Origin of the sequence: Streptomyces misionensis (assembly GCF_007896895.1) — a bacterium.
Classification (GTDB): Bacteria; Actinomycetota; Actinomycetes; order Streptomycetales; family Streptomycetaceae; genus Streptomyces; species Streptomyces misionensis_A.
In genome coordinates this window covers 1-15017 of sequence record NZ_VOGW01000200.1, presented here as the reverse complement: position 1 = coordinate 15017, position 15017 = coordinate 1, and the positions used below count along the sequence as shown (strand labels likewise).

The window sequence follows — 15017 nt, the reverse complement described above, 5'->3', positions numbered from 1 at the left end:
ACCGACCACGAAGGGGATGCCCCGGTCGGCCACCGCAGCCCTGAAGTCAGCGTTCTGCCCGTATCCGGCATCAGCCACCACCAGTGGAGGCGTCAGCCCCCATCCGGCCAGCTCATCGAGCATGTCCAGGGCCAGGCGCCACTTCTCGCGGTGCCCCACCCCCTCCGGGACCCCGGCCGCCCGGCGCCGCTCTGAGTCCTGCTCCCAGTCCTTGGGCAGGAACAGCCGCCAGCCCAGGGGGACGGACGCGGCATCGGTGACGGCGTGCACGCTCACCGCAACCTGGCAGTTCGCCTGCTTGCCCAAAGCGCCGCAGTACTGATGTGCCACTCCCACCGACATCCGGCCGTCCTTGGGAAAGGACACGTCGTCGATCACCCAGGCATCGGGGCCGATCAGCGGCACCATCCGCTCAGCGATCCGCTGCCGTACCGGCTGCGGATCCCACGGCGACTGGTTCACGAACTGCTGCAGATTCTGCTCATCGCCGTCCGGCAACCGGCCTGCCATAGCAGCGATCGACTTGCGCCGGCCGTCCAGCATCAGCCCCCGCAGGTAACAGTCACCCTTGGTGCGCTGGTCCCGGCGAGGCACGGACGCGAAGACGTCCGCCACAAACCGGGCTAACTCCGCCCGCACGTCCTCCACTTGCCGCATGTCCATACCCACACCGTGCCCCAGACCGGACACAAGCCGCAAACACACCTAACGGAGCCCTACTAGCCAGCGCCGTAGACCTCGCCGGTGGTCAGGCCCTCCGCGGCCGGCGAGATCACCATCTCATCGACCCCGGTCAGGCGCTTCTGCCGCTTCTTGACGATCTTCCGCTCGAAGGAGCCGTCCTTGTCGCGGGGCACGACGATCTCCACCGGCCCCACGTCGGTCAGCACGGCCGGGGCCGCACGGTCGCCGCCCCGGCCACGGGATCCTGGCGCGAGCGGGGAGGGGACTGCGGAACCGCGGGCTGCCCGGCCAGGGTGCAGCGAGGCCGGTAGTCCGCGTCCCTGCAGGCGGTGTCAGCCCGCTTTGCCGCGCGGGAGGATGACGAGCTTGCCCCGGACGTGGCCCTGCTCGCTGACACGATGCGCCTCGGCAGCCTCCTCCAGGGAGTACGTGGCCGCGATCGGCACGGTCAGCCTGCCCTCGGCTGCCAGCGCCGCCGCGGCGCCGATCCGTTGGCCGGCGCCTTCCGCGTCTGCGGAGATCATGCGCACCCCCACTCTGGCGGCGGAGAAGTCGGCGATCGTGACCACGCGGTCCGCGCCGCCGGCCACCTCGATGAGCGCGGACAGCGAGCCGCGGCCGGAGGCATCAAGTACCGCGTCGACGCCCTGCGGGGCGACGGACCGGATCCGGTCCGCGAGCCCCGCTCCGTACGCCACCGGAGTGGCGCCGAGCGAGCGCAGGTAAGCGTGGTTGGCCTCCCGCGCGGTTCCAATGACCCGGGCGCCCCGGAGCGCGGCCAACTGGACGGCCACCGTCCCGACACCGCCCGCGGCGCCGTCGATCACGATCGTCTCGCTCTCTCGCAGCTTCAGCTCGTCCAGGGCGTGCAGGGCGGTGTTGGCGGCGACCGGAAGGGCCGCAGCCGTCTCCCACATCAGCGAGGCGGGCTTCTCGGTGAGCGCCCCGGCACTGACGACCACCGCCTCGGCGTAGCCGCCGAAACCGATCGAGCCCAGCACCTCGTCCCCCACGGCGAATTCGGTGACGCCGGGCCCGACCGCGTCGACGACCCCCGCCACGTCCCCGCCCGGCACCACCGGGAACTCCACTGGCAAGAAGGACGCCGCGGCGCCGCTGCGGACCTTCCAGTCCAGGGGGTTCACTCCCGCCGCGTGCACGGCCAACCGGACCTCGCCCGCTCCCGGGGCGGGAAGAGGGCGTTCCACCACCTGCAGCACCTCGGGACCGCCGTATTCGGAGAAGACGACCGCTCGGTAGCCACCCTGCATGGACTTCCTCCTGGAAAGGACGTGACCGACGGCGTCGGAGCCTAGCAATCCCGTTCCCCTGCAAGGGCGCTGACGGTCACGAGGCGGCCAGTGGCAGGTTCCTTGAGCAAGTGGTGCGGCGCTCGACCGTGGTCAGCGACAGGACCACGCGCGACCGGCCGAGTCCTGAAAAAGAGGAAGACTTCTCATGGCAGACACGATGAGTCCTGCCTCTTCGGCAAGGACGCCGCGCCGAAGCGGCCCGACACCGCCACCCGTCACCGTCCGGACAGGCGACCCGCGCCGACCTGGCGTTGCGCCGTCGCAACGAATGGTTCGACCAGCGGCCTGCATACTTCCAGCTGGCCTGGACCACCGACCAGCTCGTGGCGGCGGTGAACCGGTTGAGATCGCGGTTGTCGGAGATCACCTCGGGCGCGCCTCCGGGAGCAGAGCGCTGGCCCCCGGCACACTCGTGGAGTCCAGACGCAGGGGGCACTGGATGCGGTGCTCGATCTCCTGGGCGTAGGTGTGTCCGGTGGCCTTCTGGATCACCATGGAGACGGTCACTAGGTGGTGTCCGAGTAGCTCCAGCCGTCGCCGGGGGCGAAGACGGGCCGGTGGGACATGGCGAGCCGGACGATCTGGCGGGGCGTCCAGGACTCGTAGCGGTGCCGGAGGAAGTCGGTGCTGAATTCCTGCCTTTCGAAGGTCTCGCCGTCGGCGTAGCTGTAGATGCCGCTGGTGTGGTTGAGGAGCTGCAATAGTTTGATCTTGCTGCCGTCGTTGCCGTTTCCCGCCACCAGACCCGGCAGCCAGTCGTCCACGGTGTCGTCCAGGCCCAGTTTTCCTTCGGCCTCCAGATGGAGCATCACCGTGGCTACGAACGTCTTGGTGACGAGCCGCTCCGGAACCGGTCGTCGGTGCTCGGCTTCCGGCCGGTCGCCAGATCCGCGGTGCCCGTACGCCCCGCCCAGGTGGTCTGCCCCAGCTCGGCGAGGGCGATACCACCAGGCGGCCCTTCCTGCATGACCGAGTCCAAGGCCGCCTGGGTGACCCCGTGCCCGCCGCCTGCGGCCGATGCGTCCTCGGCGCCCGCGGCCGACGCCGGCAGGGTGAGGCCGGTGGTCATCGCCGCCGTCGCCAGCGCTGCGACGGCGGCGACCCGCAGCCTGGGTTCACCGCGCCTGCGGCCACCCCGCTCGGACGGACGTGCCCCGTCTGCCGCACGCGTGGGCGCGTCCACGAGGACTCCCGGTTGGTGGGCGACGGCTGAACCGGGTCCAGTATGTCGATCGAGGTCTACCGCCGGCCACCTGCTTAGGGGGTAGGGCTACCCCACCCGGCGTGCCGGTCGGCTTCTTCAGTTCCGCGGCAGTGTGGGGTGATGACTGCCGTTCCGGGACTCGCCCGCAAGGGCATCAGGCGGTCCCGGCACGAGGGCCGTCCGGCTCGCTCGGCGATGCTCGTTCAGCACGGTCCCGGCGAGCCGCTGCCGCAGTCGCAGGTCCGCCCGGACCCGTGCCAGTCGGTCGGCGTTCTGCTCGACCGCTTGGCGCTGGTAGGCGACTTCCACGGCGTACCAGATACCGACGAGGTCGACCTGTGCCTTGCAGCGGGCGTCGGCGGTGGCTACGGCACGCTCGCGGGCGGAAGCCGTCCTCGTCCGCCAGGCGGGGTCCGAAGCGGCTTCCTCCGGGCGGGCGTAGCGGTGGCCGTGCGCCTTCATGCAGGCGGACCACCGGGCGTACGCCGTCGTCACCCGGCCGTCTCGCCGTGACGCCGCGAACGTCTCCATGTTGATGCGGTCGGCGATGGGCGCGTCACCGCCCGCTTGGGGGTTGTCGGCATGCAACGCGCGCAGTGCCTCCCCGTGGCATCCGCCTACCGGTACGGCTCGGCCGTTGACACGCGCGCCGCTGTCGGCGTGCGCGGAGCCCGGTTTCACGGCAGGGTCGTCCGTGCCGTTGAGCACGAGCGACTCCCGGGCGGTCAGCGACTCGGCGGGCCTCCGCCCGGGCTGCCCGCGGACGGCGCCGACCGGGGTGTACCCGCGGCGGGCCGCGGCGGCGGCATCGGTGATGCCGTACCGCAGCTGGGTGAGCGTGCGGGGCCGGAACACCTTCGGTGCGGCCGGTGCCCGGTACGCGAAACCGAAGCGTGCCATGCACCGCTCGACGAGCACCGTCCTGGCTCCGTCCAGACGGTCCCGTTGCACGTTGCTGAGCAGGAATTCCTCCACTGGCAGCCGCTTGTCCGCCGCGGACACCAGCCGCGGGACGGAGGCGACGGCCGGCGCTGTGCGGACGGCGCGGGGAGCATGACCCGAAGCCTGCTCGTCCGATCCGCCGGCGCTGCATCCGGCGATCAGCACCAGCCCGGCGAGTCCGGCCACCGATGTGGTCCGTAGTCCGCGGAGGGCGGCTGTCGGCATCATGGCGCACGGCCTTTCTGGGTGTCGGCGGGTGCTCCGCCCGCCCGAGCGGGCGGAGCACCCGGGACCACCCGGCTCGGTCAGTTGAACCTTCCGGAAGCGTTGTTGTTGTGCAGAGTGGAGTTGAGGTTCGCCTCCCCGCAGGCGGAGATGGTCTGGTGGGCCCCCTGGTAATCGGGGGAGTAGTAGATGGTGATGGAGTTGTTGCAGTCCCAGTTGTCGACCGAACCGGCGTTGTTGCGCACCACCTGGCCGGCTCCCTCACTCCCGCGCGAGGCCGTGCTGGTGACGAAGTAGTTGTTCCCGTAGTTGGAGTCGTCGTAGTACTGCTTGTAGACGGCTCCGGTGTAGCCCGGGTGGTAGTAGAGGCAGGCGTAGCCGGTGGAGCAGCTGGCCGCGGCGGTCCCGGCCGAAGCGGCGGAGGCGGTCGTCGACAACGCCAGGCCGCTGCCTGCTGCCGCCAGAGCCAGGAGTCCGGCGAACACGGAGCGCTTGAGGTACATGGGTTCCTCCCGTTCTGTGAGGGCGGCTGTCCTGCCGCCCGCGGCCATCGTGCTGGAGACCGGTTCGCGCCGGACAGCGTCTTCCATCAGCTTCGAAAGGCACAGGTGGGACCGCGTCACGGCGGCCGTCAGGGGGTCAACCGCCGCTCGTCGGCGCCACGGCGGCCGCCGGGCCGACCAGCGCCGAGCCGGCCGGCGTGCGGATATGCAGCACGACCGGTCCGTGCTGGAACGACCGCAGCAGACCGCAGCCGCGCAGGGCCGACAGGTGATGGCTGACCGTAGGGCCCGACACCCCGGCACGACGGCCCAGTTCACCGGCTGTCGCCGCGGTTTCCGCCGCTACGAGTATCGCGGCGCGCGTCGTCCCCACGACCCGGGCCAGTGCCCCGTTCCCCGCTCCAGGGGAGGCCGCGGCCCGCGCGGCGGGGTACACCAGGACGGCGGGCGCGCCGGGACGGCGGCACAAGTGGGTCGTGCGACCGCAGAAGTGCGAAGGCAACAGGAACAAGCCGCTTCCTTCCAGCCGCACGCAGCGGTCCGTGTCTCCCGGCACCCGCAGTACGGGCGGCTCCCAGCGCATGAACGGTGCGTAGCCGCGCAGGTGCCCGTGGATGCCGCCGTCGAGGAAGGAGCGGGCCCGCAGCAGCCGATCGCCGTCCACGCTGCTGCGTACCTCGTTCCAGTACGGCCTGATCGCACACGCGTGGTAGTCGCGCAGGAGCGAGCGCAGTTCGGCGCCCGCCTCGATCCGGTCGTCGACACCGGCCCCTGCCTGCCCGTCCGGGGTCAGGAAATCCGGTATGGCCCCGGATCGCGGCAGTAGCGGCATGAGGACGCGGCGCACGCGACCCAGCAGATCGCCCCTGCCCGCGGCCTCGCGGCGTACTCGTTCCCGCCAGGCGCCGTGCCGGGAGGCCGGGACGCCGTCGCGCAGCCGTTGCACGCTCAAGAGCAGTTCCCATATCGGGTCCGGCGCGGACGCCATCCGGATGAGCGGCAGGTCGTCGCTCGTCATGGTGATACGCACGGTTCCCCCTCCTCGCGCGAGTGGTCCGGCGGCACCGGACCACGAGGCAGGCGCCGACACCGGTCCGCCTCGTGTCGAAGTGTTCGGAGGCGTCGTTTGTCGCGCAGCCCCCGATCGGGCGTGCAACAAACCGGGTCCTCGCACGGGCGGCCGCATGGCACGGTAGGCGACCTCCGCGATGGGCCTGGCATCCCGGTGGTGTTCGCGCCGGGCTCGGCGACGGTGGCGTCCACCCGCCGCCGCGGCTCCGTGTGCCGAGGGATCACCCGGGCGCCGGACCAATCGGGTGCGGGGAGACCACCCGCCCTGAGATTCCCGCGGCACCGTCGGCGCGCCGCTCGGTACCGCCACGTAGCCCCTGAGACGCAACATCGGCCATATACATGGGAATTGGCCGAAACGCGCAGGTCAACAGCTTTGCGCACGGTTCAAAGCCGTGCGTAGCTGTCTCTGCCGCGAGCCGTGGAGGGGGAGGCGACAGGATGGGCCGTCCCGAGAGCGCACTGGACCCGGCGTCGGGCCCGGTCCAGTCCTTCGCCTTCGAGTTGCGAAAGCTACGCCAGGAAGCGGGCGGGCTCACCTACCGGGCCATGGCCCGGCGCACCCCGTACTCGCCGGCCACGCTCTCCCGTGCCGCGGCGGGAGAGCATCTGCCGTCCCTGGCCGTGGCGCTGGCCTACGCGCAGGCCTGCGGCGCCGACCCCGCCGAGTGGGAACGACGCTGGCGCGAGGCGGAACGGCAGGCCACCGCCGCGCCGCCGCGGGACCAGGACGACCCGTCACCGTACCGGGGCCTCGCCCGCTACGAGACAGACGACCGGCACTTGTTCTTCGGCCGGGACCAGCTCACGGCCCGGCTCGCCGAGCGGGTCCTCACCCACCGCCTGGTGGCGGTGGTGGGCCCCTCGGGCAGCGGCAAGTCCTCGCTGCTGCGCGCCGGGTTGATCCCGCGCCTCCAGAGCGAGGAGCCACCGGAACGGCGACCGGCAGCCATCCGCATCCTTACTCCCGGACCGCATCCGATGTCCGCCCACGCCACGGTGGGGCAGGCGAGCCGCGGACCTGGGGACACGGTCGTCCTGGTCGACCAGTTCGAAGAGCTCTTCACCCTGTGCGCCGACCCCGCCGAGCGCCAGGCCTACCTGGACCTGCTGCTGACCGCACTGCGACCGGAGCACCGGCTGCGGGTCGTGATCGTGATGCGGACCGACTTCTTCGGCCACTGCGCCCGGCACCCGGCACTGGCCGCCGCGCTGAGCGAGGCCACCCTGCTCGTCGGCCCCATGACTCCGGCCGAACTCCGCCGAGCCGTCGTCGGGCCGGCGACGGCGACCGGTCTGATCGTGGAGCGACAACTGACCGCGCGGATCGTCGAGGAGGCCAGCGGGAAGCCCGGCGGTCTGCCCCTGATGTCCCACGCCCTGCTGGAAACCTGGCGTCGCCGTAGCGGCAGGACCCTGACCCTGGCCGGCTACGAGGCGCCAGGCGGACTCCAGGGGGCCCTGTCCCGCACCGCCGAAGACCTCTACGCCCGCCTCTCCGCGGCCCAGGCGGACCGCGCCCGCAAGATCCTGCTGCGCCTGGTGACACCGGGGCAGGGCACGCAGGACACCCGGCGCCCGGCGGACCGGGAGGAGTTGCGGACCGACGGCTCCTCCGACACCGATGAGGTGCTGGAGCAGCTGGTCAGGGCCCGGCTGGTCACCGTCGACGGCAGCACCGTGCACTTGGCGCACGAAGCCATCCTCACCGCCTGGCCCAGGCTGCGGAACTGGATCGACGAGGCTCGTGAACGCCTGCGCGTGCACCGCCTGCTCACCGAGGCGGCCCGCGTGTGGGACGCCCTCGACCGTGACCCGGGCGCCCTGTACCGGGGGGTCCGGCTGGTCACCGCCGAGGAGGTGTTCGACAGCCCGGAGGCGGAAGGGGAACTCACGCCTCTCGAACGGGACTTCCTCGTCAGCAGCGTGACGGCTCGCGACCGCGAACAGCGTATGGCCGCCGTCACCACGCTGCGTCTGCGCCGGCTGACCGTCCTGCTCTCCGTCCTGCTCGCGGTCGCCGTCACCGCGGGCCTGATCGCGTGGAACCAATATCGTTCGAGCGAGCGCCGGCGGCAGGAGGCCGTCACCGCGCAGCGGACCGCACGGTCCCGCGAACTGGCCGCGGAGTCGAGCGCCCTGCTGCGCAACGATCCCGATCTCGCCTCACTCCTGGCCGTCCAGGCGTACCGCCTCGACCCCACCGCAGAGGCCACCGCAAGCCTCTACGCCGCGGCAGCCCTTCCACTGCGGCACCGCCTCACCGGCCACACCGCCCCCGTCGACGCGGTGGTGTTCGCTCCCGGCGGCCGGACGGTGGCCGGCGTGGGTTCCGACGGGAGGGTACGGGTGTGGGACGCGGCGACGGGGGAGGTGCGTGCCGCCTTCCGTGCCTCCGACGGCGCGGTCCGGGCCGTCGCCTACCGCCCGGACGGCCGTCTCCTGGCCGTGACGAACACCCGCGGAACCCTCCTGCTGACGGACCTGACGAAAGGGCGGGTGCGGACGACCGCCGTCCGTGGCCGGGCCGAGGGCCCGGTGGTGTTCGCTCCCGGCGGCCGGACGGTGGCCGGCGTGGGTTACGACGGGAGGATACGGGTGTGGGACGCGGCGACGGGGGAGGTGCGTGCCGCCTTCCGTGCCTCCGACGGCGCGGTCCGGGCCGTCGCCTACCGCCCGGACGGCCGCGTCCTGGCCGTGGCGAACGCCGACGGGACCATTCGGCTGCACGACCTCTCCGGTGGTCGCACCCGCGCGTGGACCATCAGCCACGCCACCGTCACCTCGATGGCGTTCAGCCCGGACGGCCGTCTGCTGGCCGTCGGCGACCTCGATGGCTCGGTACGGCTCACCGACACCGGGACGGGTGCGCGGCAAGCTCTTCTCGCCGGCCACACCGGTCCGGTGTACACGATGTCCTTCAGCCCCGACGGGCGGGTGCTCGCCACCGCCGGCGCCGACGACACGGCGCGGCTGTGGGATGCGTCAACCGGAAAGAGCCGCGCCGTGCTCACCGGGCACAGGGACAGCGTGTCCTCCCTCTCGTTCAGCCCGGACGGGGGCACCCTCGCCACCGGAAGCCGCGACCGCACCGTCCGCCTCTGGCAGGCGAGCACGGCACGGCCCGACACCACCCGGACCGGGTCCGCAACGATCTCGTCGCTTGCCTTCGGCGAGGACGGCAGAACACTGGCCATCGGCGATGTCAGCGGAGCGGTCCGGGTACGGGATGCGGGCGCCCGCCCGGTCCGGCGCGCCCGTCGGCCTCGTTCCGCCCCGGCGGGCACCGGCAGCGTGGTCGCTGTGGGCCGCGGGCCGGACGGTCGCATAATGGCGGCCCTGACCAGCGGAGACGCGCGCACGGTCCGCCTGTGGGACCCGACCGGTCGTACCCTTCGCACCGTCGTGCGCCAGCGTCCCGTGGCCGACACCGTGCTGGCGGCGGCGATCAGCCCCGACGGCCGGACGCTGGCCACGGGCGGCACCGGCACGACGGTCCGGCTGTGGGACGTGGCCACCGGTAGATGCCGGACCGTGCTCACCGGTGCCACGGACGTCATCGTGGCCCTTGCCTTCGGCCGGGACGGACACACCCTCGTCTCCGCCGACGCCGACGGGGCGGTGCGGCTTTGGGACCCGGCCTCGGGAAGAGCCATGGCGGTCCTGGCCGATCAGGCCGTGTCGGTGGCGCCGAGCGCGGACGGCAGCCTGCTTGCGACCGGTCATACCGACGGCACCATCCGGGTCTGGGACGTTGCCGCGCACGCCGTCCGCGCCGCCTTCTGGGACCGGCGGACGGCCGTCACCGCGCTCGCGTTCAGCCCCGACCGGCGCGCACTGGCGGCGGGCGGTGTGGACGGCACCGTACAGGTGTGGAAGCCGGCCCTGCCCGGCCCGGCGGAGACGATCGACAGCGTGTGCCGTGCCCTGCACCGTGACTTCACACCGCAGGAGCGCCTCCAGTACGTGCGGGGCGGGCCACAGCCGTCGGCGTGCACGGGCCGCGGCGGGTGATGAGCGGGGCAGGGCCGAACCCCCGGTCAAGGAGGGGACAAGGCGGAGTGGTCCGTCGTGCTCCGGGCCACGGCCGTCGCGCGACGCCAGCACGCCGTTCTCGGCCGACGAGTCGCACATCGCGCTCGGCCGGGCCCGTCCCGGCCTCTGCGGACTGTTGCTCTGGCGAGTGGTGGTACGCGGTTGGGCGGCTGCCCGGTTGCGGTGATCGCCGGACGATCGGCAGCGGCGTGCTCCGCCGGGCGACCAGGGACGGTTCAGTCGATCCCGTACCGTGTGGCGATCCCCGCGATCACGACCGCGAGGCCCTCCTCGAACTGCTCGTCGTAGCCGTCGAAAAGCAGCCCTCCGGCCTCGGCGGCGAGCGGGAAGGCGGCCATCCGCCGGGCGCGGTCCTCGATGTCGTACCCCTCCCGGCGCTCGTTCGGGAGGGGCTTCACGCCCTGCTCCTCGGTGACGAAACCGATCGTGTACGCGTAGGCCGTCCGGACCGCGTGCACGGCTTGGGTGAGGGTGAGCCCGCTCTCCGTCAGCAACCGCAGGTTCGCCTCCTGCGCGGGAGCGTGCTCCGTGCCGGTGAAGCGTGAACCGCTGAACACCTTGGCGCCGTCGCGGTAGCCGAGCAGCGCGGTTCGCAGCCCGCGGCTGGTCTCGAGCAGCCGCTTCTGCCAGGTGTCGGCGGGATCGAGCGGGGCGCCGGCGGCGATGCGCCGGTACATCTCGGTCGCCATCTCGTCCAGCAGCGCTTGCTTGTCCTTGAAGTGCCAGTACAGCGCGGGTGCCTTGACGTCCAGCTCGTGGGCGATGGCGCGCAGGGTCAAGCCTTCCAGGCCGACCTCGTTCAGCAGCCGGAGCGCGGTGCCGGCGACGCGCCGGCGGTCCAGGGGGGCGCGTTTCTCGGGGCTCACCCTTGACAGCTTAACAGCGTTAAGGGCAGGCTTCGCGGCATCCGGACTTAACGTTGTTAAGGAGGAGCGTGATGGACGTCCTGATCGTGGGTGCGGGACCGACCGGTCTGACCCTCGGCATCGACCTGGCGCGGCGCGGGGTGGAAGCGCTGGTGGTAGAGCGGTCGGAGGGCCTGTTCCCCGGCTCGCGCGGCAAGGGCCTGCAACCGCGCACCCTGGAGGTCTTCGACGACCTCGGCGTCATCGAGGCGATCCGGGCCGCGGGCGGCCCCTACCCGCCGCAGCTGATCTGGAAGGGGGGCGAAGCGGTCGGCGGACAGCCCGTGTTCGACAGGATCGAGGCGGACGAGGGCACGCCGTACACCGAACCGCTGATGGTGCCGCAGTGGCGCACCCAGGAGATCTTGTACGCGCGGCTGCGGGAACTGGGCGGCCGGGTCGCGTGCGGGCGTGAGGTCACGGGCCTCGAGCAGGACCCCGAGGGCGTGACCGCGCGCTTCGCGGACGCTACGACCGCCCGCGCGCAGTACGCCGTCGCGGCCGACGGCGGGCGCTCCGCGGCCAGGCGTGCGGTGGGCGTGGGCATGACCGGAGAGACGGTGGACCCGGCGCCGTTCCTGGTGGCGGACGTGCGACTGAGCGGCCTGGACCGGGACCACTGGCACATGTTCCGGGGACCTGACGGCAGCGGGGTCGCGCTGTGCCCGCTCGCCGGCACCGACCAGTTCCAGGTGCAGGCCCGCCTGCCGGAGGGCTCCGAAACCGGCCTCCGCCTCGACGACGTTCGCGAACTGGTGGCCGCATACACGCCGCTGGGGCGTGAGGACGTTGTCGAGCTGCGCTGGTCCTCGCACTTCCGTCCGCGAGCAGCCCTCGCGGACCGCTTCCGCGTCGGCCGGGTCTTCCTCGCGGGCGACGCCGCCCACGTCCACTCACCGGCCGGCGGCCAGGGCCTGAACACCAGCGTCCAGGACGCCTACAACCTGGGCTGGAAACTGGGCGCCGTACTGCGCGACGGGGCGCCGGAGACGCTGCTGGACTCCTATGAGGAGGAGCGGCGGGCGAACGCTGCGGCCATGCTGGAGTTGTCGACGGGCGTGCACCGCGGGGAGGTCCGGCGCGGCAGGGCGACGGTGCAACTGGGGCTCGACTACCGGGAGTCGTCGCTGAGCGTGGAGACTCGGACGGACCCGGCCGGCGTCCGGGCGGGCGACCGTGCCCCCGACGGCACGGTGTCCGGCATCCGTCTCTTCGACGCGTTCCGGGGGCCGCACTGGACCTTGCTGGGCGGACGGTCCGCCGACGCCGGTGTGCGGGCTCTGCCCGCCGCTCCGGAGTCGTACGGCCCGGGCGTGTTCCTCGTCCGGCCCGACGGCCACGTGGGCTGGGCGGGCGAGTCGGCCCAGGGGCTCGCCGAATACGCCCGCCGAACCGGAGCCTTCACAGCGGGCTGAGGCGCCAGTCACCCCCCCCGGCCGCTGACGACTGAACCACGTGCCGGTCGGCGATCACTGCTGCCACTCAAGATCGTGACAGGTTCCGGCGCTTGATTTGCCGGGCGATGTCCTGCGTTGGGACAGCGTGCCGCGCTACGTTCGCAGGATGCAGCAGCCTTCCGGGCAGGTTCCCGCGCTTCTCGACGGGCCTGGCGTCGACGTCTCCGACACGCGAGAGCTCCTCCTGGGCTACCTGGAGTGGTACCGCGAGGCGCTCATGCGGAAGATCTCCGGTCTGTCCGACGGCCGGCTCCGTACGCCCGTCGAGCCGCTGGGCTGGTCGCCGCTCGGTTTGATTCAGCACCTCGGCTGGGTCGAACGCCGCTGGATGCGCTGGGGATTCGCTGCCGAGGACGTCCTGGCCCACCCACCCGGCGGAGACGAAGCCGAATGGGGCATCCCCGCCGACAGGCCGACCGCAGAGGTCATGGCCGCCTACCAGGACGAGGTGACCGCGACGACCTCCCTGGTCGCGGCTGCCGGTCTGGCGGACAAGGCCCGCCTCGGCGGCCGCTTCCGGACACACGACCAGGCTCCCTCCCTCGGACGGATCCTTTTCCACCTGCTTCAGGAGTACGCCCGCCACGTCGGCCACCTCGACGTCGCCCGAGAACTGATCGACGGGAAGACGGGCGAGTAGCGCCCCGACGAGGCACCGCCGGTCCGATTAGGGAACAGCCTTGAGCGGCCCTCGGCGGACTGCTCGCCGACGCCACCGGCCCGCGCACCGCGCTCACGGCCGCCGGACTCCTCATCCTGGCCACTCCGCTCCTGCTGCCCCGACCCGACCGGACCCCGCCCGCGTCCCCGGCGGAGCCGGACGCCACGGCCCGCGCGGGGGCGGCTTCGTGGCGCCGTAAGCGCCGTAAGCAGGGAGGGCCGGCCCGAGCGTGTCCGGTTGTCCCCGCCGATGTCCGTTCATGCCCGAACGGCATCCGAATCTGTTTACTTTCCCGCAGCGCAGGCGTAGCCTCCCCGGTAAACCACAGATTCGGGCATCGGTCGGAGGCAGACGGACATGTACGCAGCGGAGCGGCAGCAGGAGATCCTCCGGCTCGCCCGTGACGGCGGCCGGGTGGACGTCGTGTCGCTCGCCGAGGAGTTCCAGGTGACGGCGGAGACGATCCGCCGCGACCTCAAGGCCCTCGACCGGGCCGGACTGCTGCGCCGGGTGCACGGCGGGGCCATCCTGGCCGGCCGCCTCGACTTCGAACCGGACCTCACCGAACGCGAGTCCACGGCGGCCGACGAGAAGGACCGCATCGCCAAGGCGGCCCTGGCCGAACTGCCCGTCGACGGCACCGTGATCCTCGACGCCGGCACCACCGTGGCCCGCCTGGCCGCCGCGCTCCCGCTGGAGAGCCAGCTGACCGTCGTCACCCACTCCCTGCCCATCGCCGCCCGCCTCGCCGACCACCCCGGCCTCCAGCTGCACCTGGTCGGCGGCCGCGTACGGCACCGTACCCGGGCCGCAGTGGACGCCTGGGCGCTGCGGGCGTACGGCGAGATCCGCGCCGACGTGCTGTTCGTCGCCGCCAACGGCTTCTCCACCGCGCACGGACTGACCACCCCCGACCTCGCCGAGGCCGCCGTGAAGCGGGCCGCCGTCGCCGCCGCCCGCCGGGTGGTGCTGCTCGCCGACTCCGCCAAGCACGGCCAGGAGCACTTCGCCCGCTTCGGCGACCTGGACGACGTGGACCTGCTGATCACCGACAGCGCCCTGAGCCCCGAGGACGCCGCCGCCATCGAGCGCGCCGGCACAGAGGTGGTCCGCGCGTGATCGTCACCGTCACCCCCAACCCGTCCCTGGACCGCACCTACGAGGTCCCCTCCCTCGACCGCGGCGAGGTCGTCCGTGCCACCGGCGAACGCATGGACCCCGGCGGCAAGGGCGTCAACGTCTCGCGCGCCGTGGCCGCCGCCGGCCGCCGCACCGTCGCCGTCCTGCCCCTGGGCGGCGCGCCGGGCGCCCTCGTCGCCGAACTCCTCGCCGCGCAGGGCATCGAGGTCGCACCGGTCCCGGTCGCCGGGACCACCCGTTCCAACATCGCCCTCGCCGAGGCGGACGGCGTCCTGACGAAGATCAACGCGCCCGGCCCGGAACTCGGCCCCGAGGAGAGGGAACTGCTCCTGCGGACCGTACGGCGCCAGGCGCACGGCGCCGACTGGATCGCCTGCTGCGGCAGCCTCCCGCGCGGCCTCGCCCCCTCCTGGTACGCCGACCTCGTCGCCCGGGCGCACGCCGCCGGGGTGCGCATCGCGCTGGACACCTCCGGGCCCGCCCTCCTGGCGGCGCTGCGCGAGGGCCCGGACGTGGTCAAGCCCAACGCCGAGGAACTCGCCGAGGCCGTCGGGCGCCCCCTGGCGACGGTGGGCGACGCGCTGAAGGCGGCCGAGGACCTGCGCTCGCTCGGCGCGGGCGCGGTGCTGGCGAGCCTCGGCGCCGACGGGCAACTCCTCGTGACCGGCGCGGGCGCCTGGTACGGCGGCGCGCCGGTGGCCGCCGTCCGCAGCAACGTCGGCGCGGGCGACGCCTCGCTGGCCGGATTCCTCATCGCGGGCGGCGCGGGCCCCGAGGCCCTGGCCTCGGCCGTCGCGCACGGCGCGGCCGCCGTCCAGCTGCCCGGCAGCGTGATGCCCACCCCGGCCGACCTGTC

The 15017-nt window shown here is 72.8% G+C and carries 13 protein-coding genes and 1 pseudogene; 5 read left to right on the top strand and 9 right to left on the bottom strand.

The window, feature by feature from the left end; all coding sequences use genetic code 11:
* From FRZ03_RS37685 to FRZ03_RS37650, 8 genes and pseudogenes are all read right to left on the bottom strand, one after another.
* Nucleotides 1-663: IS701 family transposase (locus FRZ03_RS37685; protein ID WP_146469658.1), on the bottom strand; the 663-nt coding region annotated here is incomplete at its 3' end.
* A 71-nt stretch (nucleotides 664-734) separates the two neighbouring features.
* Nucleotides 735-917, bottom strand: a pseudogene (locus FRZ03_RS40910) (transposase); the annotation flags it as partial.
* A gap of 99 nt (nucleotides 918-1016) precedes the next feature.
* On the bottom strand, nucleotides 1017-1955 hold the full coding sequence (locus FRZ03_RS37675; RefSeq protein WP_146469657.1) for an NADP-dependent oxidoreductase: 939 nt from the start codon (nucleotides 1953-1955) through the stop codon (nucleotides 1017-1019).
* A gap of 405 nt (nucleotides 1956-2360) precedes the next feature.
* Nucleotides 2361-2492: a hypothetical protein gene (locus tag FRZ03_RS40905; protein ID WP_261399502.1), complete on the bottom strand. Its 132-nt coding sequence runs from the start codon at nucleotides 2490-2492 to the stop codon at nucleotides 2361-2363.
* Nucleotides 2493-2503: 11 nt separating this feature from the next.
* The gene (locus FRZ03_RS37670) at nucleotides 2504-2911 is read right to left on the bottom strand and encodes a serine hydrolase domain-containing protein (protein ID WP_261399503.1); all 408 of its coding nucleotides are present in this window, start codon (nucleotides 2909-2911) and stop codon (nucleotides 2504-2506) included.
* 386 nt (nucleotides 2912-3297) lie between these two features.
* Complete coding sequence (locus FRZ03_RS37660) at nucleotides 3298-4329, bottom strand: hypothetical protein (protein WP_146469652.1); 1032 nt, start codon at nucleotides 4327-4329, stop codon at nucleotides 3298-3300.
* Nucleotides 4330-4448: 119 nt separating this feature from the next.
* On the bottom strand, nucleotides 4449-4871 hold the full coding sequence (locus FRZ03_RS37655; protein WP_186785825.1) for a peptidase inhibitor family I36 protein: 423 nt from the start codon (nucleotides 4869-4871) through the stop codon (nucleotides 4449-4451).
* A gap of 136 nt (nucleotides 4872-5007) precedes the next feature.
* Entirely contained in the window at nucleotides 5008-5901 is an 894-nt protein-coding gene (locus FRZ03_RS37650) for a helix-turn-helix domain-containing protein (protein WP_186785824.1), read from the bottom strand.
* A gap of 482 nt (nucleotides 5902-6383) precedes the next feature.
* Between FRZ03_RS37650 and FRZ03_RS37645 the strand changes: the two genes are divergently transcribed.
* On the top strand, nucleotides 6384-9956 hold the full coding sequence (locus FRZ03_RS37645; RefSeq protein WP_146469646.1) for an nSTAND1 domain-containing NTPase: 3573 nt from the start codon (nucleotides 6384-6386) through the stop codon (nucleotides 9954-9956).
* A 257-nt stretch (nucleotides 9957-10213) separates the two neighbouring features.
* Here FRZ03_RS37645 and FRZ03_RS37640 read toward each other — a convergent pair whose 3' ends face one another.
* Nucleotides 10214-10864: a TetR/AcrR family transcriptional regulator C-terminal domain-containing protein gene (locus FRZ03_RS37640; RefSeq protein ID WP_146469645.1), complete on the bottom strand. Its 651-nt coding sequence runs from the start codon at nucleotides 10862-10864 to the stop codon at nucleotides 10214-10216.
* Nucleotides 10865-10935: 71 nt separating this feature from the next.
* Between FRZ03_RS37640 and FRZ03_RS37635 the strand changes: the two genes are divergently transcribed.
* The 4 genes from FRZ03_RS37635 to pfkB form a co-directional block, all read left to right on the top strand.
* Nucleotides 10936-12318 carry an FAD-dependent monooxygenase gene (locus FRZ03_RS37635; protein WP_146469644.1) on the top strand — a complete coding sequence of 461 codons (1383 nt, stop codon included), beginning with the start codon at nucleotides 10936-10938 and terminating at the stop codon, nucleotides 12316-12318.
* Between the two features lie 148 nt (nucleotides 12319-12466).
* Nucleotides 12467-13000, top strand: a complete 534-nt coding sequence (locus tag FRZ03_RS37630) for a DinB family protein (RefSeq protein ID WP_146469643.1) — start codon at nucleotides 12467-12469, stop codon at nucleotides 12998-13000.
* A gap of 378 nt (nucleotides 13001-13378) precedes the next feature.
* Nucleotides 13379-14140: a DeoR/GlpR family DNA-binding transcription regulator gene (locus FRZ03_RS37625; protein WP_146469642.1), complete on the top strand. Its 762-nt coding sequence runs from the start codon at nucleotides 13379-13381 to the stop codon at nucleotides 14138-14140.
* Nucleotides 14137-15017, top strand: an 881-nt coding sequence (pfkB, locus tag FRZ03_RS37620; RefSeq protein ID WP_146469641.1) for a 1-phosphofructokinase, incomplete at its 3' end; no start/stop codon positions are given. The genes FRZ03_RS37625 and pfkB, both read left to right, overlap by 4 nt.

Excerpts from the sequence above, each read along its gene's own strand:
- FRZ03_RS37635 (WP_146469644.1), top strand. The coding sequence starts at position 10,936 with ATGGACGTCCTGATCGTGGGTGCGGGACCGACCGGTCTGACCCTCGGC.
- FRZ03_RS37645 (WP_146469646.1), top strand. The coding sequence starts at position 6,384 with ATGGGCCGTCCCGAGAGCGCACTGGACCCGGCGTCGGGCCCGGTCCAG.
- FRZ03_RS37625 (WP_146469642.1), top strand. The coding sequence starts at position 13,379 with ATGTACGCAGCGGAGCGGCAGCAGGAGATCCTCCGGCTCGCCCGTGAC.
- FRZ03_RS37675 (WP_146469657.1), bottom strand. The coding sequence starts at position 1,955 with ATGCAGGGTGGCTACCGAGCGGTCGTCTTCTCCGAATACGGCGGTCCC.
- FRZ03_RS40905 (WP_261399502.1), bottom strand. The coding sequence starts at position 2,492 with ATGGTGATCCAGAAGGCCACCGGACACACCTACGCCCAGGAGATCGAG.
- FRZ03_RS37630 (WP_146469643.1), top strand. The coding sequence starts at position 12,467 with ATGCAGCAGCCTTCCGGGCAGGTTCCCGCGCTTCTCGACGGGCCTGGC.
- FRZ03_RS37655 (WP_186785825.1), bottom strand. The coding sequence starts at position 4,871 with ATGTACCTCAAGCGCTCCGTGTTCGCCGGACTCCTGGCTCTGGCGGCA.